General features: G+C 56.9%; 19 protein-coding genes. 3 read left to right on the top strand and 16 right to left on the bottom strand.

Annotated elements, in window-relative coordinates:
* Positions 1–94: 94 nt before the first annotated feature.
* The 3 genes from ACT3UQ_RS10280 to ACT3UQ_RS10290 form a co-directional block, all read right to left on the bottom strand.
* A complete protein-coding gene (locus ACT3UQ_RS10280) occupies positions 95–1,333 on the bottom strand; it encodes an AAA family ATPase (RefSeq protein WP_444637070.1) in 1,239 nt (412 codons plus the stop codon).
* Positions 1,330–1,995, bottom strand: a complete 666-nt coding sequence (locus ACT3UQ_RS10285; RefSeq protein ID WP_146112414.1) for a hypothetical protein — start codon at positions 1,993–1,995, stop codon at positions 1,330–1,332. Before ACT3UQ_RS10285 ends, ACT3UQ_RS10280 begins: the two co-directional genes overlap by 4 nt.
* 91 nt (positions 1,996–2,086) lie before the next feature.
* A complete protein-coding gene (locus ACT3UQ_RS10290) occupies positions 2,087–2,635 on the bottom strand; it encodes a hypothetical protein (RefSeq protein ID WP_444637071.1) in 549 nt (182 codons plus the stop codon).
* 191 nt (positions 2,636–2,826) lie between these two features.
* Here ACT3UQ_RS10290 and ACT3UQ_RS10295 point away from each other — a divergent pair, with 191 nt between their 5' ends.
* Positions 2,827–3,486 (top strand): LysM peptidoglycan-binding domain-containing protein, encoded by a 660-nt coding sequence (locus ACT3UQ_RS10295; protein WP_444637072.1) that lies wholly within the window; start codon positions 2,827–2,829, stop codon positions 3,484–3,486.
* 151 nt (positions 3,487–3,637) lie between these two features.
* Positions 3,638–4,015 (top strand): Rv3235 family protein, encoded by a 378-nt coding sequence (locus ACT3UQ_RS10300; RefSeq protein WP_105649572.1) that lies wholly within the window; start codon positions 3,638–3,640, stop codon positions 4,013–4,015.
* Here the strand turns inward: ACT3UQ_RS10300 and secA are convergent.
* The 13 genes from secA to ACT3UQ_RS10365 all read right to left on the bottom strand — a co-directional run bounded on the left by secA (position 4,012) and on the right by ACT3UQ_RS10365 (position 21,078).
* Complete coding sequence (gene secA, locus ACT3UQ_RS10305) at positions 4,012–6,666, bottom strand: preprotein translocase subunit SecA (protein ID WP_105552450.1); 2,655 nt, start codon at positions 6,664–6,666, stop codon at positions 4,012–4,014. The genes ACT3UQ_RS10300 and secA overlap by 4 nt on opposite strands.
* 133 nt (positions 6,667–6,799) lie before the next feature.
* Complete coding sequence (locus ACT3UQ_RS10310; RefSeq protein ID WP_444637073.1) at positions 6,800–7,924, bottom strand: winged helix-turn-helix domain-containing protein; 1,125 nt, start codon at positions 7,922–7,924, stop codon at positions 6,800–6,802.
* A 68-nt stretch (positions 7,925–7,992) separates the two neighbouring features.
* Positions 7,993–8,691 (bottom strand): ribosome hibernation-promoting factor, HPF/YfiA family, encoded by a 699-nt coding sequence (hpf, locus tag ACT3UQ_RS10315; RefSeq protein ID WP_105552452.1) that lies wholly within the window; start codon positions 8,689–8,691, stop codon positions 7,993–7,995.
* Between the two features lie 173 nt (positions 8,692–8,864).
* Positions 8,865–9,572, bottom strand: a complete 708-nt coding sequence (locus ACT3UQ_RS10320; RefSeq protein ID WP_444637074.1) for a ComF family protein — start codon at positions 9,570–9,572, stop codon at positions 8,865–8,867.
* Positions 9,573–9,708: 136 nt separating this feature from the next.
* The gene (locus ACT3UQ_RS10325) at positions 9,709–11,322 is read right to left on the bottom strand and encodes an LpqB family beta-propeller domain-containing protein (protein WP_181148226.1); all 1,614 of its coding nucleotides are present in this window, start codon (positions 11,320–11,322) and stop codon (positions 9,709–9,711) included.
* Positions 11,323–11,411: 89 nt separating this feature from the next.
* Entirely contained in the window at positions 11,412–13,145 is a 1,734-nt protein-coding gene (mtrB, locus tag ACT3UQ_RS10330; RefSeq protein ID WP_258133473.1) for an MtrAB system histidine kinase MtrB, read from the bottom strand.
* Positions 13,146–13,222: 77 nt separating this feature from the next.
* Complete coding sequence (mtrA, locus tag ACT3UQ_RS10335; RefSeq protein ID WP_105552456.1) at positions 13,223–13,903, bottom strand: MtrAB system response regulator MtrA; 681 nt, start codon at positions 13,901–13,903, stop codon at positions 13,223–13,225.
* A gap of 135 nt (positions 13,904–14,038) precedes the next feature.
* Positions 14,039–15,091: a hypothetical protein gene (locus tag ACT3UQ_RS10340; protein WP_444637075.1), complete on the bottom strand. Its 1,053-nt coding sequence runs from the start codon at positions 15,089–15,091 to the stop codon at positions 14,039–14,041.
* Positions 15,084–15,455 carry a chorismate mutase gene (locus ACT3UQ_RS10345; RefSeq protein ID WP_096286604.1) on the bottom strand — a complete coding sequence of 124 codons (372 nt, stop codon included), beginning with the start codon at positions 15,453–15,455 and terminating at the stop codon, positions 15,084–15,086. The genes ACT3UQ_RS10340 and ACT3UQ_RS10345 overlap by 8 nt, the downstream gene beginning before the upstream one ends.
* 97 nt (positions 15,456–15,552) lie before the next feature.
* Positions 15,553–17,214, bottom strand: a complete 1,662-nt coding sequence (locus tag ACT3UQ_RS10350) for an ABC transporter ATP-binding protein (protein ID WP_105552458.1) — start codon at positions 17,212–17,214, stop codon at positions 15,553–15,555.
* Between the two features lie 20 nt (positions 17,215–17,234).
* Positions 17,235–18,212 (bottom strand): ABC transporter permease, encoded by a 978-nt coding sequence (locus ACT3UQ_RS10355; RefSeq protein WP_105552459.1) that lies wholly within the window; start codon positions 18,210–18,212, stop codon positions 17,235–17,237.
* A 2-nt stretch (positions 18,213–18,214) separates the two neighbouring features.
* Complete coding sequence (locus tag ACT3UQ_RS10360; RefSeq protein WP_105568859.1) at positions 18,215–19,306, bottom strand: ABC transporter permease; 1,092 nt, start codon at positions 19,304–19,306, stop codon at positions 18,215–18,217.
* Between the two features lie 137 nt (positions 19,307–19,443).
* On the bottom strand, positions 19,444–21,078 hold the full coding sequence (locus tag ACT3UQ_RS10365; RefSeq protein WP_105569253.1) for an ABC transporter substrate-binding protein: 1,635 nt from the start codon (positions 21,076–21,078) through the stop codon (positions 19,444–19,446).
* A gap of 229 nt (positions 21,079–21,307) precedes the next feature.
* Here ACT3UQ_RS10365 and ACT3UQ_RS10370 point away from each other — a divergent pair.
* The coding region (locus ACT3UQ_RS10370) for a hypothetical protein (protein WP_444637076.1) at positions 21,308–21,667 on the top strand (360 nt) is incomplete at its 3' end.

The following is a 21,667-nucleotide window of genomic DNA, read 5'->3' on the forward strand; positions in this document are numbered from 1 at the left end:
CGCCTCCAAGAACGAAGTTCTAATTAATCCGCGTCTTTGCGGATCTCCGATAGAAACCACACTACCGTGTTTTCGAGTACCAAAGTTCAAGGTTTCAGCCGATTCGACGACTCAGTCGCTTCCGTCTCTTTTCCGTGGATTTAATGCCCAGCAAACCCCGTATTTCAGTACGCAATGTACTCTTAGGGGCGATTTCAGCCAAGGGCGATCCGGCTAGTAGCGCCGCATTGCAGCTCACCACGTCTTGGGGCAGGTATCCAGCGATGCAATGATTGGGCCCGAACCGATCCCAGGTTTCCAGGAGACGCCGTTTGGGGCTATGCCCGGTATTCGCAGCACCGAGTTTATTGAAAACAATCTGCAGACTCACTCCGGGGACTTGATCTTCCAATTCATCGATCGCTCGAAGGGCGCGCGGGATCCCTACGCTATCTGCGGCGACAACCATAAATACTTCATCCGAACAGCGAAGCATCTCCACGGTGACCGCGTTGCGCTGAGGCGCTTGGGTGTCAAAGCTCAGTTGTTCGTCCATTTCCACCTGCGATGCGACATCAAGCACCACCAAATCATTGTGTTCACGCAAGACACTTGTCGCACGACGTAGCGCAGACGCTCTCACCTCCGGCCACCTGCTTGACCGCGGCAGACCGGTGGCTACTTTGAGTATCGCAGTACCAACTTCGACGCTCAAGCAAGTTGCATCCAACCTTGCAGGTTCGCGTGATCCCGAGTCAATCACACGACAAAGCTGCGCGATAGATGCGGATTCATCGAGCAGACCCAGCTGTATGGAAATGGACGCGGCAAAAGTATCGGCGTCCAGTATCACCACCGTTTTTCCTGAGAGCGCGGCTTCCACAGCGTAGTTCAGCGCCACCGTGCTTCGGCCCGGTGCACCCGCCGCGCCCCAAAAGCAGACAATTTTTCCGGTCGACAATGTCGCTTGCGCGGAGGTCTCGGTGACCTGTGCTTCGTCTAGCTCATCGGGATGCGTCAATTCACGAAGCGCCTGCACCACGAGTAGTTCTAGCTCCAGCATTGGAACGCTCTCAATTACTTCGAGCATTCCTTGGGTGGTGCCACCGTTTCGAGGTTTTTCGTCCAGCAGTACCAGCACCGTTTGTTGCGAAGTCACCGCGTCGATCTGTTCCAGTGGCGGCAGCAGCTCCCAACCGGACACCAACAGCACGTCTGTTGCGCCCACCGCACAGGCCGCAACGGCCTCCGCAATATCTTCACATACGCGAGTGACCATCAACTCGCCGCGATACCCTTCGATTTGGCGGACAACGTGTTCACCATTTCCCAAGACCACCACCGAGATACTCATTGCTGGGTACCGGCTGGATTGTAGATCACGATAATTCTCGATTCGTTAGCCAAGGCTTGAAGCAATGGCTCGAGATGGTCGGGTTCGACGAGCAGCTCCAGATTGGTACCGTTTTGATTCACGAGTCCCCCTGCGCGGGCAACCCGTGCAGAGACTTCCACCATGCTTGCCAACTGTTCTGGAACTCCGTACGCCGAACCGCCCTTTTCACGTTGGGCAATCCATACATCGACGAAACTACCCGGGGTAATCGCCGGCGTAAGATCCGCTGGCAGATCAATATTGATTGGCCGGCGGGAACCCAATTCGTTGTGCGTAATGGAGTCGTTCGGGATGAACTCACCGGCTCCAATGAAGGTATTGGCGCGGGCGTTGGTAATGAGCTCCGGATTCGCTTCGAGGTATTGAACACCGGATTCCCCGAGTTTCACATTCTCAGTTCGAAGATTTTGCGTCGAGAGTTCTTCTCCCAGAGTGATGTTTGCTCCGGCTACATAAACCTCTGTGGTGTGGTTCAGTTCGCGCACGAGATAAACCGTGCCAACCACTGAAGCCACGACCAGGACCGCGCCCAGGGCCAACCTCGGGTCCTTCCACGTCGGTCGCTTTACTCGCGGTGCACTAGCAGAACGGGTCGTGCCGGTGTTCTGTTCGCCGCTCATGCTCTGTCCTTTGCCCGCGCTAGCTACTTGTTTCGAGAGCCTACGACAAGTTTCCGTTGGTGTGAAGACCTATTCCGGGGCCTGTGGATTATTAGACATCGACGACTTGAACCCAGCCGACCGTATCTAGCGGCAGGAGCTGATAGCCGGTGATACTGCGATCACGCGCGTAATCGTCTCTGGGATGAAGCGCAATGATGAGAAAGTCTTTACCTACCTGCGACAAGGTTCCTTCGGCTACTGGCTTGCCGTTGATGTCATATGCCAAGGTTCGTTGGCGATCACGCAGCACGCCGCGAACCACAGTGGAGAACTTTACTGGCGACAAGCGCCCTGTGAGGTTAGAACCGATCTGATTCATTTCCAGTGAACGCAGCGCCAAATTCTTCACCAGCCAACGCTTTCCTTCATTTTCAAGGCAGAAATATTCTCTACCGATGGGGCCAAGCCTTGCGTTTATTTCGTATTCGCCGGCCAGCTTCAGGGTAATTGCCGATCCTTGAAGCCGAAGCAAGCGCTCATGCATTTGCTCTGTAGCTCGTTCGATACGAATACTTTCCGCTACCTCTTCGCGGAACTGTGCCGCCTGTTGGGCCTCGGCCTGCGCCTCAAGATCTTCAAAAAGGGAATCCCATCGCATGCGCCCACTGTACGAGAGAAGAGTTTTTCGGGAAACCCTCTTCCATAAAATCAATTAAAGTGTCATCATCTATATCTAACTACAGCAAACTGCATCAAATTACATAAAAAGAGGCGAGATGGATGTTCCGCTTAAGGAAGACTTTCATGGTCGGTCTGCTGACTGGTGCAACGTTGGTCATCCTGTTGGCCTTGGCCGAATGGGCCGTACGTTCACGGCCCCACTTCGATCCAGCTGGCGACATGTCGCAGAACTTGCTGGTGTTATTTCTGCTTGGCACCGGAGTCCTCTTTGGTGCGTACCTGATTTTTTATGCTCTCCTGCGCGCGGCAATTAACGCGGCACGCCACGGGCATGGCGGCTTCTTGGAATTGTTGATCCGGTTGGCCCCAAGCTTGGCTCACCGTGCAGTGGGCCCGATCTTAGGAACAACGTTGGCACTGTCCGGAACCGGCATTGCCAACGGCGCGACGACTCCTCACCCGGATATCTCGCACCACCAAACCGGGGAGCTGGCATCTTTGCCACACAGCCCAGAAACTGCCTCAGCACAGCCAAATACCGAAATCCCAACACCGGGCTGGTTTCCTGGCTCACTGAGCATTCCTATGAACCGACTTCTGGGATCCGGGAATGACCGAAAAAGTGCCTCTGCGCAACCGGATCATGTAGTCGTCGCATCTGGGCAAACCTTATGGAGCATCGCCAACGACTTGCTCAACAGACACGGATCGCCTGCCGAGATTGCCGAGCTTTGGCCGCAAATATATGAGTTGAACCGCCAGGTGATCGGGGAGGACCCAAATCTGCTGCGGCTTGGTATCGAACTGCAGTTGCCCAAAACCGACTAGGGAGGAAAACACCGTGAGCATCGAGTCAGAGCTGCTTGCCAACCGGACAAGAAATAGCAGGGCAGGCAGCTGCCCAAACACACCGATACGCTTCACCGCAGAACATCGCCAGCCCAACGCCAACAGATCGCCACAGCAAATTTCGTTGGCCATGGATCGCATATTTCATCGACCGGCGATTGCACCATCCGAGCGCAAGACCGTCGTCGAACTCTCTCATGCGGTGTCCCGAGCGGTCTTCGAGATCATCGCTGGATATCGTTCGGTGAGCCAATTGGCTTTTGTCATGGACCCCGAATGCGTAAAAAAGCTTCGTTCGCAGGCAATTCTGCAAACCGGTGGCTACACCGTCCAGCCGATGCCGGGCACCAGCCACGGCGAGGTACGTTCGCTGCATTTGTGGCCTACGATATCCGGTGCCTACGAATGCTCGGTCATCGTGGCCTTTAAACACCGCGTCCGCGCCGTAGCTCTCAGAATTGAGCCATGGCACGGACGATGGCAAATCACCAGTGTGGAAATGCTTTAGCGGCGCTTACTTTTCTTGTTCTTTTTGGCCGGGTTCGAAGCTTGCTTGGCCTGGGTACTGGCTTCGCCGTCCTCGTCAGGCCCGGTGAACTGCAAGTTCTTCGGAACGGCCGGTTCGCCCACTGCACCGGAGGATTCCTGACTCGTTTCCGATCCGGCTGGCACGTCGAGGTTGAAGAGTGTTCCGATGCTTTCTTCACGGATGGATTCCATCATGGTCTGGAACATGGTGTATCCCTCGCGCTGGTATTCAACCAACGGATCGCGCTGAGCCATGGCACGCAGACCGATGCCTTCCTTGAGATAGTCCATCTCGTACAGGTGCTCTTGCCACTTGCGACCGATCGTGGAAAGCACGACGCGGCGTTCGAGATCTCGCAAGACCTCGGAGCCGATGGCCTTTTCGCGCAGTTCATACTGGTACTTAGCGTCCGAGAGGATCTCGGTTTCAAGGAACTGTGGAGTTAGATGCCCAACGCCGTGCACCTCCTCGACCACTTCATCGACAGTGAGGCCGATCGGGTAAAGCTGCTTGAGGTTTGTCCACAGCTGCTTCAGGTCCCAATCATCCGGGTTGCCAACCAGAGTGACCTCGTTGACCATGGATTTCACGACGTCTTCGAGGAAGTGGCTGACCTTCTCGTCGATATTCTCGCCTTCTAGGATCGCGCGACGGTCGGCGTAGATTGCTTCACGCTGACGGTTCATCACGTCATCGTATTTCAGCACGTTCTTACGCTGTTCGGCGTTTACTCCCTCGACCTGCGCCTGCGCGGACTCGATGGCCTTGGAGACCATTTTAGATTCCAGGGCCACCTCGTCTGGCATCGACGGATTATTCATGATGCGTTCAGCCATGCCGGAGTTGAACCGCCGCATCAGGTCATCGGTCATCGAGAGGTAGAAACGGGACTCACCCGGGTCACCCTGACGACCCGCACGACCACGCAGCTGGTTGTCGATACGCCGCGATTCGTGGCGCTCGGTGCCAAGCACGTACAGCCCACCGAGCGCAGTGACCTCATCGGCTTCGCTAGCCACGGTGGCCTTGGCTTTCGCAAAGACCTCGTCCCAGACCTTGTTGTACTCCTCCGGATGGTTCTCCGGATCCAATCCTCGGCGTTCCATTTCGGCGACGGCCAGGAACTCGGCGTTGCCGCCGAGCATGATATCGGTACCACGGCCGGCCATGTTGGTGGAGACGGTGACGCCATTTTTACGACCCGCCATGGCAACGACTGCAGCTTCGCGTGCGTGCTGTTTAGCGTTCAGCACCTCGTGGCGAATGCCACCCTTGGAGAGCAGCCGCGACAGATATTCGCTTTTTTCAACGCTGGTGGTACCCACCAGGATGGGCTGTCCGGTTCCGTGACGTTCGGCGATGTCTTCGACGACCGCATTGAATTTGGAAACTTCATTCTTGTAGATCAGGTCGGCCTGATCGTTTCGAATGGCCGGGCGGTTTGTTGGAATCTCGACGACACCGAGCTTGTAGGTACCCATGAATTCGGCGGCTTCAGTCTGCGCGGTACCGGTCATGCCCGAGATCTTGTCGTACATGCGGAAGTAGTTCTGCAAGGTGATGGTCGCCAAGGTCTGATTCTCAGCCTTAATGCTGACACCTTCCTTGGCTTCGATGGCCTGATGCATGCCTTCGGAATAACGGCGCCCCTCAAGGGCACGTCCGGTGTGCTCATCGACGATCATGACTTCGTCCTTGACAACGACGTAGTCCTTGTCTTTTTTGAACAGTTCCTTGGCTTTAATAGCGTTGTTCAGGAAACCGATCAGCGGGGTGTTATTCGATTCGTACAGGTTGTCGATGCCAAGATAGTCTTCGACCTTCTCGATACCGTCTTCCAGCACACCGATGGTGCGCTTCTTTTCGTCGACTTCATAGTCATCCTCACGGTCGAGGCGTTTGACGATCTTGGCGAATTCGGTGTACCAACGGTTCACGTCGCCTGATGCTTGGCCCGAAATGATCAATGGCGTACGTGCCTCGTCGATCAGAATCGAGTCGACCTCATCGACGATTACAAAGTTGTGTCCGCGCTGGACAAGTTCGGTCTTATTCCATGCCATGTTGTCGCGCAGGTAATCGAACCCGAATTCATTGTTCGTTCCGTAGGTAATGTCGTTCTCGTATTGTTTACGCCGCGCGGCTGGATCCATATTGGACAAGATGCAACCACAGCTCAATCCGAGGAATCGGAAAACACGACCCATAAGATCCGACTGATACTGCGCGAGGAAGTCGTTGGTGGTCACCACGTGCACGCCCTTACCGGACAGGGCATTCAGATAAGCCGGCGCAGTCGCAACCAGGGTCTTACCTTCACCGGTGCGCATTTCTGCGATATTACCCAGGTGCAGTGCAGCGCCACCCATGAGCTGCACGTCGAAGTGGCGCATACCCAGAACTCGGTCTGAGGCCTCGCGAACGGCCGCGAAAGCTTCCGGAAGCAATGCTTCAAGAGTTTCGCCTTCTGCTAAACGAGCACGGAACTTATCGGTCTCGGCTTTAAGCTCCTCGTCCGACATGTCGCGAAATTCGTCTTCCAACGTATTGATCGTGTCGGCGTAAGCTCGAAGAGTCTTTAGAATCTTCTTGTCGCCGGTACGCAAAATACGTTCTAGCAATGATGCCACGTGGTAGCTCCCAATATCTCAAGCACAGTAAATTCTGGCGTCTTTAGTCTACGTGAGGAAAACAGCACAACTTGCTATTTCCCGGGGCGGTTTGGTGTTCTGCATGCAAATAGGAACTGCGCTAACAGGCTGTTCACAGCCTGTATTTCACGTTGTCTAAGGCAAGCCAGCGCGCCATTCGTCCGAGTTCAATTTCCAAGGCAGCAGCAACTTCGTTCGGTGCGTGCGCCTCATAATGCACCGAATTTACCTGCAATTCGCCCTTCGCGCGGTCGGCTTTCAAATCGACCCTACCAACGAAGCGCTCCCCGTAAAGCATTGGGAAAACATAATAACCATAGCGACGCTTCTCTTTGGGAACATAGATTTCGACTCGGTATTCGAAATCAAAGAAGCGTTCCAGCCGCTTGCGGTTGAACACCATCGAATCAAATGGCGCCAATAAGCGCAGATCCGGTGCGATTCTCCGAGGGATTTTCGTACCGGGGATCATAAAACACGTCTCTGTCACTCGTTCAACTTGCACGCGTTCCACCAGTCCCTCGTCAGCCATGGATTCCAGAGCTGCCTGAACCTCACGAATTGGCAATCTGAAGTATTCGGCAACGCAATGCTTTGTACCAATGCCTTGAGCGGTCAAGGACTCTACGACTAGCCGACGTAGCGCCTGATATTTATGCTCTTGGTCGACCGCCGGCAGCTCCGGCAAGACATCCTGGCTCAGTGCGAATAATCGCTCGAACTGCGTGTTTCGACCCAATGCAAGAATCCTGCCCTGCGCAAATAATGCTTCGGTGACAATCTTGGTGTCATTCCAGTTCCATCCCCAGTGGCTTCGATCCTTCATGGGATTGACTCCCAGCGAGGCACTGAGCTGGCGTGCGCTAGTACCCGGGTGCAACGAGAGGTGCTCGATTACCCGGGCACTCAGGTCCTTCAAATCGCCATCGAATTGTTCCGAACGATCAACCCAGCGCCGTCGTTGCCAGGGCACGAGATCTGCCACGAGCTCGCTACGCACATAGCTTGCCTCATGTGCCCAGTATTCGGTTGCCGGTCCATGCCGCTGCGACACCAAGGCATCCAGCAATTGGGTGTCGTAGTGACCAAGTCGAGCGAACAATGGAACATAGTGCGCCCTGCTGACGACGTTTATGGAGTCAATCTGCAATTGCCCGATTGCGTCAAGAACCCCCACAAGGTGGCGCTTGGAAACCTTGGTCTGCTTGCGTGGTCGAGACAGACCTTGGGCGGCCAACGCAATTCTTCGGGCTTGAGATAAGCCCAGAGTGCGTTGACCGCCCAGGTCGTGAGAGTTGTTAATGATTAGCCCTCGTTAGCCAGGGCCTTATCGCGGTAACCGCGAACTTCGGTTGGCAATTCGTCATTTTCACCCAATGACGGGTCGAGGGTGATGACGCCGTACTGGTACTGGGTACGTCCGTAGACGACCGAATGAGCGCCGGTGGCTTCATCGATAAACAGATAGAAGGGGTGCCCAACGAGTTCCATGCGATCAACTGCGTCATCAACGCTCATGACTTCAGCGGGGAAGACCTTACGGCGAATGACGACCGGCGAATACTCCGCTTCCTTCGCGTTTGCCTCGGCTTCAGCATTTGCCTGGGCTTCGAGCGTCTCCTGCACCAAAGATTTGTCGCTTGGAGCTACGGGTAGCGAGCTAGTCGCCTCGTGGACAGCGATTGGCGCATGGTTTCCACGATGAACCTTCCGCTTATCCCGTGCTTTGCGCAATCTTTCGAGGAGCTTTGCGAATGCGATGTCGAACGCCGCAAATTTATCTGCTCCGCGAGCTTCCGCACGAATTGCGGGGCCCCGTGAAACGACCGTCAGTTCGACGCTAAGCGCGGTGCTCTGGTTGCGGGCGTGTGCTTCCTTGACGACTTTCACATCGATGCGCTGAATCTTGCTGGCCAGCTGGTCGACCTTGGTGATTTTCTCGTCAACGTACTCACGGAATCGATCCGAGACGGTGATATTACGTCCGCTGTAATTCAGCTCCATGGTGTCCTCCAATAGGGAGTCGGGTGACACAACAGCCCGGGGTTTTCCTCCCCCAAAGGCTGAAGATGGGCCTTCGCTGCATCTGTGATGCAACCCATACTTCACCCTATGCCACATCCGGCAGGATTCAAGTACCAAACAGCCAGATTTCATATCGCGTTCAGCGAAATCGGCTAGTCCTCGTCATCGCTAGGTGGTTTTGTGAATGCGAGAACCACGGCTCCAATCACGTCGTAGCCTGCTTCAAAGCAAGCCAGCGCCGCACTGCGAAGGGTGGACCCCGTGGTCGTGACGTCGTCGACGAGAATTATCGGCTGTCCCGAATACTTCGGAATTTCCGCAATCAGCCGCGAGTCACCGCTTCGCCGCGCGGGCCCAGTTTTGCTCTTCTGCTGCCCACCAAGAAGCTGACGGAAACGATAGTGAAGTACCGGTGAGGTCCGAGTGTGCTCCCCGAGCAGCCTCTGGCGCTGTGCCATTTTCAGCATGACCTCTACTGGTCGATAACCGCGCGTGCTCAGGGCACGCACGGAGCTGGGCATGGGAACCACCAACGTAGGCTGGCCCAATACTCTAGGAGGACAAGCAATATTAATCGCCGCGGCCAGGAAAGGAGCGAACTCTTGGCCCAAGAAATGACGTTGTTGATTCTTGTAGGCCAAGATAGCTCGCGCCAGTTCGTTGCTGTAGATACCGCTGGCGCTGACCGGCAGCTGCCACTGCGTACTGGGCAGCTCAATATAGAACTGCAGCTGATCCCCCAATGGTGGTAAAAACAGCTGCTGATGAATCTTGTGCCGGCATTCGGGGCAAAGCCTAAAATCCGCACGCTCGCAAATTGCGCAACTCGTAGGTAAAAGTAGGTTCAGCGTCTCGCGCACCGAGTGAATGATCCATCCGGCGCTCCGCGCATGAACCAGCGCATCAAGTAAGCCAGCGGAACGGCGTTGGAGTGACATGCTTCAAGGATGTCGCTGCAACCGCCTTGCGCTGGACGATGTCTCACCAATTGTGAATTCAGCCCGGGTATGCGACGTCTTTGGCGTAGTCATCGAGCGCATGCCATGAATTGCCCACCCGCGTGTAAAGTTCCTCGCTCGTTTCGGCATACACCGGTCGGCGATCTCCGACACCCGAGGTTATGCCGCTCATGCCGAGCAGCAGACCCAACCGTTCAGATCCATGCTCGAAAGTGATTTGTTCCGCTGCAACCTGTTCGGTTGCGCTCAACTCGGCCACAATGATTGAACGATCCGAGTCCCATACGGCGGTGGAAACTGGCACATCTGGGAAGATTTCCATCGGCTCGTCGGTCAGTCCGCGTGGCACACCATCGGCGTCACGCACGATGCCGGCGACGTATACCTTAGCTTCGTCATTCTCTTCGGCCACGATCAGCGCACGTGCGCCATCACGCGAAATAGCCAAGGAACTGATTTTGGTGTCTTCGAGCCAGGAGACGCTAATCGGGCGCACTTCTCCCTGCCCGGCCACATCTTCGGGCACCACCAGCAGCGGATGCTCCGCGGTGTTGTCAGCCGTCCAGGTCCAGCCCGCGATGTCCATCGAGGGGCGGATTAAGGCGCCGCCTTGAGCGGCCACGCTGACGCTTCCGCTCTCGCTGATCGTCATCAATTGCGTGCCCTTGCCATTGAGGAAGGCATACCGATTGCCCACCGCTGACATGGCAGGATGGCGCGGGTGGAACGCCGAAATGTCCGGGACTCCGCCAACGGGGATGATCGATCGTCCTTTGACGTAAACCAGCGATTCATTGGAAATCGCGATCAGTGTGTCCGGGGTACTCGGATTGATCAGCGCCGGCACAAAGTTTGCCGACGGCGAGCCCAAGGTCACTTCGGTTTCATCTTGAAGCATGCGCACAATGCTCACGGAGGACAAGGGCGATAACGTTTTTTCAAGTTGCTGCTGCATGAGCTGTTTCGCATGATCAGAGGCATCGCTGAGGCTCTCGGCGCTGAGATCAACCGTCGCCGTTCCATCTCGCACCGGCACCGCCGAACGCACGAGCGTACTTGCCGGAGAAAAGGCCGAAACGACGGCGTTCTGCAGATATGGCGCCGGACCAGCCAATAAGGCCTCCACCATAGACGTCGTCGTACCCGCGCCAGAGGTAAACCAGCGGACATCGGGCACCAAATATTGGTAGCTGGCGTCGTAGAAATAAATAGTTTGCGGAGCGAAGATCTTGCTGAAGGAACTCGATTCCAGCATGATCCCGTCCGGCGCATTGGAAATCCGCCATTGGTTATCCACCTGGGTAAGTTCCACGTCCACGGCGCGCGTTGAATGCTCTGGTTCTTGGGTGTAAACACCCATCGCGTCAACCTCACCAGATATTTCCAGTTGCACCGTGTATCGGTTACTTTCGGCACCGGTGAGTACGTTCATCGCCTCATAGATCAGCGTGCGGGTATTCCCGCGCCAGTCGGCCCCCAACTCTGGGGTCATGAATTCCCGCGAAAGCGCATAATCTTCGAGGACCGATCGTCCAGCTTCGACGAACCCTTCGACGATACGGCGTGCATCTGCACCTTCCGTTGGCCCTTGGGCATCAAAGCGAAAAGGCTGCGATTCGCCCTGGTCGGATTCGGCTTCAATCTTCTGCACGGTCGAATTACGTGGGATGGCGGCGCAGCTTGAAAGTATGAGCAGCCCGGTAAATACGATAGTTAGAACTCTCAGCAACCGTAAGCGCATTATTTGCCCTCCCCCGGATTCTCGGATGGATCCACCGGCTTGGGGAAGATTTCGTCCTCGATAAGAATATCTTCGTCGTCCAAGATCAACGGCGTGTAGCCGATCTTCGGCACCTCACCGGTCAACGGGAAGGAATCACCGAGCAGACCGAGAATTTCTTCCGTCACCGGAGGTTCCAATGGAAGTGGGGATGAGGTAATCGCGTCGTGCGCGGTCCGCGGCAAGGTCAAGCGGAATGCCGAGCCCACGCCCTTCTTTCCCCAGGCTTCCAGGCGTCCGTCATGCAACCGGGTATCTTCCATTGAAATGGACAGGCCCAACCCCGAGCCGCCGGTAGTCCGGGCACGTGCCGGGTCCGCACGCCAGAAGCGATCGAAAACATGTTTGCAGGCCTCGGGACTCATCCCGATGCCGTAGTCTCGCACGGTCACCGCGACCGAGCTTTCGTTCTGGCCGATGGTGATATCGATGGGGTTCTGTTCGCCGTGTTCTACGGCGTTTAGCACGAGGTTTCGCACCACACGCTCAACTCGGCGCGGGTCGAATTCCGCCACGCATCCCTCTGCCGGGGCGTTGAACCGGATAATCGAGCCATATTCATCGGCCACGGGCGTGGCGGTGTCGATCACCTTTCGTACAATGACGTTCAGGTCGGTGGACTCTCGATCAAGGACCGCAACGCCGGCGTCGAATCTGGAAACTTCCAAGAGGTCATTGAGTAGGTTCTGGAAACGTTCAATCTGCTCATACATGAGTTCCGCCGAACGGGCGGTGAGCGGATCAAAGTTCTCGCGAGCATCGTGAATTAGCTCAGCGGCCATACGCACTGTGGTCAGCGGGGTTCGCAATTCGTGGGAAACGTCGGAAACGAAACGTTGCTGCATGGCCGAGAGGTGATTGAGCTGGGTAATCTGTTCTTGCAGCGAGTGCGCCATGTGATTGAAGGCAGTACCGAGTCTGGCGACTTCATCCTTGCCAGCAACCTTCATCCTCCGGTCGAGATCGCCCGAGGCAATCCGTTCGGATACATACGCCGCGTCTGCAACTGGACGCACTACGGTGCGGGATACAGACCAGGAAATAAAGCCAACGACTAGCAACAAGACCAGACCGGTAAAGGCCATGGCACGGTTGATGAATTCCAGGGTGTCCTGCACGCTGGATAAGTCATAGACCAAGTACAGCCCATATTCACGGCCCGGAGGGATCAACACCTTGGTGCCGATGATGATGCCTGGCTGAATCTCCGAACCAACGCCAAGCTCAATTGAACGCCAAAAAATCCCCGAATCGCTCTGCACACTTTCGGCCAGGTCGTCTGGGACTACCCGGGTAGTCAATGAGCCAGAAGCGGTGGGTCCTACATACAGGTTTTCATCACCTGCGACCGGAATTGGTTTGAGCACAAAGTCACGGATCACCGTGGCTCCGTCGCCTTCTAGCGTCGCCAAGGTCGAGTTCACCAAGGACTGGGTAGAAACACGGTCGGTTGTGGAGGCAGATTCAAGAATTGAACGCGCCTGAGCCAGACCACGTTCAGATTCTTTTGAAATCTGGTTAAACCGCTCGCTGAATAGCGCGGAGGAAATCTGGTTGGACAAAAAAGCGCCGGCTGCCAACAGCGCCAAGGAGGTAAAGAGCAGGGTCGAAATCACCGTGCGATACATCAGGTGGCGCTGCCAGCGCTGCCGAATCCATTCAATAGGTCGTTTGACCCAAAGCCTTACCCTCAAGAATGCAGGAGCTACCGGAGGAATTTGAGCACGCACTTCGACCGGTGCAATCTCGCTTCCGGTCGTGGCGTGTTCACTCAACTTGCCGTACCAGCCTTGTAACCCACACCGCGAATGGTCTGAATGACCTGTGGTTTTTCAGGGTCTAATTCAATTTTGGATCGCAATCGCTGCACGTGAACGTTCACCAGGCGCGTATCGGCTGCGTGTCGGTAACCCCATACAGCTTCCAAGAGCTGCTCGCGGCTGAAGACCTGCCACGGTTTACGTGCCATGGTGACCAATAGATCGAATTCAAGTGGGGTGAGGGAGACCTGATTACCAGCGCGGGTCACGCGGTGCCCGGCGACATCGATTGTCACGTCCCCCACGGTCAGAGTTTCTGCCACATGCGTTTCATTCGGGCGCAACCGGGCTCGAACGCGCGCTACCAGCTCTGCTGGCTTAAAGGGCTTGGGCACATAGTCGTCAGCCCCGGATTCCAAGCCGCGAACAACATCTGCGGTATCAGATTTTGCGGTCAGCATGACCACCGGAACGTCCGACTCCGCACGAATCTGCTTGCAGACCTCGATGCCGTCAATTCCAGGCAACATCAGGTCTAACAGAACCAGGTCGGGATTAGCTTCGCGGAATGCCTCGATTGCGCCGGATCCGTCGTAGCAAAATGATGCTTCGAAGCCATCATTCTGCAAGACGATGCCGATCATCTCCGACAACGCCTCGTCATCATCGACGACTAAAATCCGAAACTTCATACAACATCCCCCTGAAACCGAAAACAGTGGCGTCACCCACGTCGCCTATACGGGTACTTTTACTTTCCCCACTCTTCCTAAGATACATGACACACCCCCGTTTTCATGCTGTGACCGCACAAATCAAGGATTCCGCTACGCGTCAACCCGCGTTTGCTCCAAAGCTTGGGCATAACCGGTTAAATGTTGCAGGCATTCAACCACCTGATTTGCACTCGCGTTGGCAAACGTGCCTGCGGGCATCAGCGTCAGCTGGCCTAACTGCGTCAACGGCAGGCCAAGCTGCCGCCAGGGCCGGAGCACCTTGTTCACCCCGTCGACAACTCCCGGGGCACGCTTGCCCGGTTCAAGTAGCTGAAGGTAAATCTGCGCCCCGGTTTCCACCAAAGCTGCGACGCGCTCCCATGAGCGGTGATCCACTCGCGCCGGATCGATCACATACCCTTGCACACCGGCCTGATGCAAGATGTCCACGCGTTTGATCCACTGCTCATCGGCGCTGGGCAGATTAACGACTATTTGCGTGCCTTCGACCTCGGCAAGCGTCTGCACAAACCGGGAGTAAACCTCGCGCACCTCCTGTCGTGGAATGGAGCGTAAGGTGCGATATCCGCTGGCGGTGGGCAATGCGCCGTCAAGCACAGCGGGCAGCTGCGGCTCATCGAGCTGCACCGTAAATCTTTGAATCGTGGTGCTCCCGCGCATCCGCAGGAGCTGCTGCTTCACCCCGTCGGCATAAGCCTCCAAGACATCCCGGCGTGCCCCGTGATCAATCAGGATCCGTTCACCGTGCTGCAGGTAGAGCCCGGCCGCCAATGACCACGGCCCAAGGGTCGAAATCTTCAGTCGCGTCGCTGGTTTCTTCTCGGCGCCGATGACATCAGCCAAGAGGTTTTCGTCGCTGCGCAACAAGCTCCGCGCCCGACGGGCATCAATCCCATCGGTGACCCCGATGCGCCAACCATGCGGTTGCAGGTCAAAGCCCATGTCGCTGACCATGGTGGCGCTTCGGCCCAGTGCATCGGAACCCATGCCGCGGTCCACTAATTGCGGGAAAACCGCCAGATTCGGTTCGCCTAGTTCCCCGCGGATAACCTTGTGAATCTCCAACGGATCTTGACCGGGAAATTGGCAGAACGAGGTGACGAAGACATCCGAACGGGCGAAATCGTCACTTGGTTCAGTCATTTTTATGCGCGTCAGAAATGTTCTGATGGTGGCGAATGACCTCGGAGATGATGAAGTTCAAAAACTTCTCGGCAAACTCCGGGTCAAGGTGTGCCTCGTGAGCCAAGGTGCGCAAGCGCTGAATCTGCGCTTTTTCACGATTGAGGTCGCTGGGCGGCAGGTCATGACGTGCTTTAAGCAGACCCACGCGTTGTGTGGCCTTAAAACGTTCGGCAAGCAGATACACCAGCTGGGCATCGAAGTTATCGATGCTTCCACGGATGGCGTACAACTCGTCGAGGACTTCTTGCTCAACTTCCCCTGGCAGAGAACTTGCATGCGGGTCGAATTCCTCGATAGGGGCAGTAGTGTTCGGCTCGCTCATGATGTTTAGTTTACGTGGTCATCTCGTGTATTTCCCATTAAGTGACGTTGCCCCGACAACCTGAAAAAGGATGTCGGGGCAAAACCTAGAATCCAGGCTAGGCGCCGTTCAATTCTTCAATGATCTTTCGTCGCACGGCTTGTTCGCGAGGATCCGGAACCGGCAGGGACGCGATCAAACGCTGGGTGTAGGCATTTTGCGGCGCGGAAAGCACCTTGGAGCCTAACCCCTCCTCGATCAATGAACCCCGGAACAAGACGCCCACCCACGAAGCCAACAGGTCAACCACTGCGAGGTCGTGGGAGACGAACAACGCGGCGAATCCTAGTTCCGCCTGCAATTCACGGAATAGCTCCAATACCTTCGCCTGCACCGACACGTCCAGCGCGCTGGTGGGCTCATCGGCGATCAGCAGCTTAGGTTCCAGCGCCAAGGCCCGCGCCAAGGAAGCTCGCTGACGTTGCCCGCCAGAAAGCTCATGCGGGTACCGATCGGCAAAGCCTCCGGGCAGCTGCACGGATTCCAAGAGCGCAGCGACCTTTGACCGAGTCTGTGAAGGGTTCAGTTCTCGGTGCACGTTCAACGGTTCGGCCACGCACTCCCCCACGGTCAGATGCGGGTTGAAGCTCGCCGCGGGATCCTGGAAAACGAAACCGATCTGCTTGCGCAGCGGCTTGAAGCTGCGTTCCTTGAACTGCGCCATTTCATAGCCGAGCACCTGCAGCGAACCATCGGTGATCCTATTGAGCCCGGCGATGCTGCGCCCGATGGTTGTTTTTCCAGACCCTGACTCGCCCACCAGTCCATAAACCTCACCGGCGTGAATCTTCAGATCCACTCCGTCCACCGCGGTGAATCCAGGAGCTCCGAGACGTCCAGGGAAATGCACCCGTAGCCCCTTGGCCTCCACGAGCACTTCGGCTTGGGCGTGGGGCCGCTCTTCCAGGCCGGCAGAGGCGGAATTGCGTCCCAGATGCGGTACGGCCGCCAGCAGCGTTCTGGTGTACTCGTCCTGCGGGTTCTCGAACAGCTCACGCGAAGTTGCTTGTTCGACAATCTGCCCTTGGTTCATCACGATGACCCGGTCCGCGATGTCTGCCACCACGCCCATGTTGTGGGTGATGATCACAATTGCGGTCCCCAGCTCATCGCGCAGGTTCCGCAGCAGAGCCAGGATTTCGGCCTGCACCGTGACGTCCAGCGCGGTGGTCGGCTCATCGGCCACGATCAAATCGGGTTCCAGCGCCAGCGCCGCGGCGATCACCACACGCTGCTTCTGCCCGCCGGAGAACTGGTGCGGATAGTAATCCACGCGTTGTTCCGGATCCGGAATGCCTACCTGGCGCATCGCCTCGACGGCGCGCGCCTTGGCTTCCTTTTTCGACAGCTTGGTGTGTGCGCGGATGCCCTCCATGATTTGCCAGCCAACGGTGTACACCGGGTTCAGTGCGGTGGATGGCTCCTGAAAGATCATCGACACGTCTCGTCCGCGAGCCGCCCGCAATGCGGACCCCTGGAGGGTCAGCATATTCTGGCCCTTCAGGTAGACAGCGCCATGCGAGGCACCATTTTCCGCCAAGATCCCCAAGGCGGTGCGCGCGGTCACCGACTTACCCGATCCGGATTCGCCGACGATGGCCAGGATCTCCCCTGGCTTGACCGACAAATCCACGCCGCGGACCGCAGGGACGGCCCCGGCATCCGTGACAAAGTCGACATTCAGGTTCTCGATGCGCAACACATTCTCTGTGGCGTTCATGTCAGTTTTCAGATTGTTACTCACCGTGCGGCTCCTGCCTGCGTGATGCGTTGTGCCTTCTTGCGGCTGAAACGACGCAGCCGTGGATCGTTGAGGTCATTCATCGATTCGCCGACCAGGGTCAGGCCCATGACCGTGAGCACGATGGCAAGACCTGGGAACAGCCCGGTCCACCAGATGCCGCTGGTCGCGTCGGACATCGCGCGGTTCAGGTCGAAGCCCCATTCGGACGCGGCGGTCGGTTCGATGCCGAATCCGAGGAAGCCCAGGCCGGCAAGCGTCAACAGCGCTTCGGTGGCGTTCAGGGTGAAGATCAACGGCAAGGTGCGCGTCGAGTTGCGCAATAGGTGCGTGGTCATCACGCGCCACGGGCTGGCACCGATGACCTGCGCCGATTCGACGAAAGGTTCGGCTTTCAGGCGCATCACCTCGGCGCGCACCACGCGGAAGTACTGCGGGATGAAGACCACGGTAATGGATATTGCCGCCGCCATGATGCCGCCCCAAAGGCTCGATTGGCCCTGTGAGATGACGATGGACATCACAATGGCCAGCAAGAGTGACGGGAATGCGTAGATCGCGTCGGCGAGCACCACCATGATGCGGTCAAACCAGCCACCGAGGTAGCCGGAGATCAGGCCCAACAGCACTCCGACGAACAGCGACATCAGCACCGCGGCGATAATCACCCAGATCGCAGTTCGCGCACCGTACATGGTGCGGGAGAAGACATCGTAGCCGGTGACGGTGGTCCCCCAAATGAACTTGTCATCGGGAGCCGCCTGACGCGGGAAGTCGCCGGACATATCTGATGACTGGGCGAAATCAAAGGGAGCAATCAACGGGGCGAAGAGGGCCGAGAAAATAAACAACGCCGAAAGTGCAAGGCCGGCGATCAACATGCCGCGCTGGAGACCAGAGGACATGCGCAGGTGTGAAACGACCGGAAGCCGGGCGAACCAGGACTTTCGGGCCGAGGCAATCGAAGGGATGCTCATGATTAGTACCTGACTCTCGGGTCGATCAGGGCCGCAAGGACGTCAACAATGAAGTTGGTGACCGCCACGATAATGGCCAGCACCACTACGATGCCCTGTACCGCGACGAAGTCTCGGGCGGTGAGGTACTCGGCCAGCTTGAAGCCGAGCCCCGCCCACTCGAAGGTGGTTTCGGTGAGCACCGCGCCGCCGAGCAGCATGGCGATCTGCAATCCCATCACGGTGATGATGGGAATCAATGCCGGGCGGTAAGCGTGCTTGGTAACCAGGCGGAATTCGCTGACGCCGCGTGAACGTCCGGCTTCAACATATTCTCGTCCCAGTGTGCCAATTGCGTTGGTGCGCACCAGACGCAGGAACACCCCACCGGTCAGCAATCCCAAGGCCAACGCCGGGAGCACAGCGTGGGCGGCTACGTCGCCGAAGGCGTTCAGGTTACCGCTGCGCAGGGCATCCAGCCAATAAATGCCCGAAGGGTTTTGCAGACCGGTCAGCGCAAGTTCGGTCTGCCAATCGGCACGACCGCTGATCGGGAGCCAATCCAGCCACACCCCGAAGATCAGCTTGAGCAGCAGGCCGGCGAAGAAGACCGGGGTCGCATAGGAGAGGATCGCCAGGATGCGCAGGACCGCATCCGGGTAGCGGTCACGGAATTTTGCCGCGACCAGACCCAAGGGGATGCCTACAAGCAACGCGACGAGTACCGCGTTAACCGCAAGTTCTAAGGTAGCTGCGCCATAGGTCACCAAGACCTCGGTGACCGCACGGTTATCGCTCATGGTGCGTCCGAGATTTCCGGTGAACACCTGGCCTAGGTATTCGATGTACTGGATGAGAACCGGGCGATCATAGCCGGCCTCATGAATTCGTATGGCCAACTGGTCTGGAGTTAGACGTCCACCCATGGCAGCGGTAATCGGGTCACCGGTTACGCGCATGAGGAAGAAGACCACCGTGATGAGGATGAAAACGGTGGGAATGATCAACAGGAAGCGGGTAATCAGATAGCGGAGGAATCCTCCGCCCTTCTGCTTCGCTGGTTTGCGCGCAGGTGCCGGGCTGTGAGTTTCGCCCGTTTGCGACGTGATTGTCATCTTTTGTCCTTAGTATCAGGATCAGAATTTTGGCGCATGGTCCGAAATGGACATGCCAAGGGGATCTACCTGGTGCACGAAGTTCTGCACTTGAGGTAGATCCCCTGGTCTTAGGTGTACTTACGGTGCCGTCGAGATTACTTGCTCAGCACACCGAGGCGGAACTTGAATGATGCGTCCAGGGTCTTTTCGACACCCTGAACGTCCTTGCCGGCCACGGCCACCTGCGAGCCCTGCAAGAGCGGCAAGGTGGACAGGTCTTCGGCGACCATTCGCTGCAGCTCCTCGATCGAGGCGGTACGCTCTGCAACGTCGGACTGGCCGCGCTGCTCGGAGATCAGCGAATCGACCTCCGCGTTGTCGTAGCCGTTCGACAGGAAGTTCTCGGTAGCGAAGAACGGGGACAGGTAGTTGTCGGCGTCCGAGTAGTCCGGGAACCAGCCCAGCTGGTAGGCGGGGTAGTCGGTGACGCGCTGCTTCTGGTAGGTAACCCACTCGGTCGACTTCAAGTCAACGTCGAACAGGCCATCGGCTTCGAGCTGCTTTTCAACTAGCGCGTACTCGTCGCCCGAGTTCGGTCCGTAGTGATCCGGGTTGTACTGCAGCGCGAGCTCCACCGGGGTCTCCACGCCAGCGTCTTCCAGAACCTTCTTGGCCTTGGCAGCATCTGGCTTGCCATCGGTGCCGTACATATCCTTCAGCGGTTCGATCGCACCGGTGAATCCCTGTGGAACATATGAATAGGCAGGAGTGAAGGTGTCCTTGTAGACGTTCGTGGCGATCGCCTGGCGGTCTACCAGATGTGCGGCTGCCTGACGTACCGCCAGCGACTTCGCTTCGTCAGCGTCCTCGGTCTTGGCGCCGAATGGCATCGAATCGAAGTTGAAGACGATGTAGCGAAGCTCGCCACCAGGGCCCTTGTGGACCGCGAGGCTCTCTTCCTTGCCCAGATCTTCAATGTCCGTTGGGGTCAGCGAGCGCCAGGCAACATCGATCTTGCCCTGCTGCACCTCGAGCTTGAGGTTGTTCGCGTCCGCGTAGTACTTGATTGCTGCCTTCGAGTTGGCCGGTGCACCGAGCACGCCTTGGTAGGCTTCATTCGCCGCGAAGGAAATCAGGTTGTTCTTGTTGTAGGAATCGATGATGTACTGGCCGCCGAAGGCGTTGGCATCCACGATTTTCTGGTCATCGAGAACCTCGTCGGCCGGGAAGACCTCGTCGTCAACGATGGGGCCGACCGGCGAGGTGAGCACCTGCGGGAAGGTCTGGTCCTCGGCAACCTTGAGCTTGAAAACCACGGTGGTGGCGTCCGGAGCTTCAACCGATTCCATGTTGCCCAACAGCGATGATGGGCCGTTGGGGTCCGCGATCTCCAGCTGGCGGTCGAAGGAGAACTTCACATCCTTCGAATCAAGATCATTTCCGTTGGCCCACTTCAATCCCGGCTTCAACTTAACGGTGAATTCGGTAGGGCTGGTGTACTCGGCCGACTCGGCCAGGTCATTGGATGGGTCTGGGCTGCCCGGTTCCGAGTTCAGCACAAACGGGTAGATCTGGTTCATGACCATAAACGAGCCGTTGTCGTAAGAGGCCGCTGGGTCAAGCGACGTTACTTTATCGGTCGTGCCCAAGGTGATGGGGGCACTGCTGGCTTCACCGGATCCGTTGTCACCCGAGTCATTTGATGACGGACCGGTGCAACCGGTCAGCGCGATGGCGGAAATACCGATAACGGCAGCTGCGAGTCGCATACCGTTCTTTTTGCTGGCCATGAGCAATCCTTCTCTGTCGTAGAACATGCGGAGTGATAGTTAGCACATGCTTCATACAGCCTAAGTGATGGAGCTCATGAAAGGCGAATGAATTATCCGGTTTCGGCGTAGAAAGTGAGACCCATGCCGCATCCCCGGGTGATCTCCACCTCGCTTTCGGATGCTTTTAAATGCCGCGAGAGCAATGGCATATACCTAAGAATGCCCCGGTACTCTAGGCTTGGAGACGATGATGACACGTAGAGACGCAGCAATTGCGTTGGATATTCCCATGGAAATGGCCAAGCGCCATGGCGTCCCTTCGCGAATGAGCGAAAAAGAATTTGCCGAGCTCAATGCAAACCCGCCGGCCTGGCTGGTCCAGTCGCGGGCTAATCGCAAAGCCGGCAGCCGCCCGGTTTGGGTCCACCTGACCTGCATCGTATGCGGGCAAGACGAATACGAACGTCCAAAGAAGTGGTGGCCGAACTTCGACTTCGTGCACTGCGCCATTCACTCCCCCGCCCAGCTTCCGAAACTGGAGACGGGAAAGACCCGCGTGGAGTACCAAGACATTTCCGCACGCATGTTCGGCATTGTCGACGAGGGC

The organism is Glutamicibacter sp. AOP12-B1-11 (assembly GCF_052379245.1).
Lineage (GTDB): Bacteria > Actinomycetota > Actinomycetes > Actinomycetales > Micrococcaceae > Glutamicibacter.

Excerpts from the sequence above, each read along its gene's own strand:
- ACT3UQ_RS10280 (WP_444637070.1), bottom strand. The coding sequence starts at position 1,333 with ATGAGTATCTCGGTGGTGGTCTTGGGAAATGGTGAACACGTTGTCCGC.
- ACT3UQ_RS10355 (WP_105552459.1), bottom strand. The coding sequence starts at position 18,212 with ATGAGCATCCCTTCGATTGCCTCGGCCCGAAAGTCCTGGTTCGCCCGG.
- mtrA (WP_105552456.1), bottom strand. The coding sequence starts at position 13,903 with ATGAAGTTTCGGATTTTAGTCGTCGATGATGACGAGGCGTTGTCGGAG.
- ACT3UQ_RS10365 (WP_105569253.1), bottom strand. The coding sequence starts at position 21,078 with ATGGCCAGCAAAAAGAACGGTATGCGACTCGCAGCTGCCGTTATCGGT.
- ACT3UQ_RS10350 (WP_105552458.1), bottom strand. The coding sequence starts at position 17,214 with ATGAACGCCACAGAGAATGTGTTGCGCATCGAGAACCTGAATGTCGAC.
- ACT3UQ_RS10360 (WP_105568859.1), bottom strand. The coding sequence starts at position 19,306 with ATGACAATCACGTCGCAAACGGGCGAAACTCACAGCCCGGCACCTGCG.
- ACT3UQ_RS10285 (WP_146112414.1), bottom strand. The coding sequence starts at position 1,995 with ATGAGCGGCGAACAGAACACCGGCACGACCCGTTCTGCTAGTGCACCG.
- ACT3UQ_RS10290 (WP_444637071.1), bottom strand. The coding sequence starts at position 2,635 with ATGCGATGGGATTCCCTTTTTGAAGATCTTGAGGCGCAGGCCGAGGCC.
- hpf (WP_105552452.1), bottom strand. The coding sequence starts at position 8,691 with ATGGAGCTGAATTACAGCGGACGTAATATCACCGTCTCGGATCGATTC.
- ACT3UQ_RS10300 (WP_105649572.1), top strand. The coding sequence starts at position 3,638 with ATGGATCGCATATTTCATCGACCGGCGATTGCACCATCCGAGCGCAAG.
- ACT3UQ_RS10345 (WP_096286604.1), bottom strand. The coding sequence starts at position 15,455 with ATGAGCGAGCCGAACACTACTGCCCCTATCGAGGAATTCGACCCGCAT.
- ACT3UQ_RS10340 (WP_444637075.1), bottom strand. The coding sequence starts at position 15,091 with ATGACTGAACCAAGTGACGATTTCGCCCGTTCGGATGTCTTCGTCACC.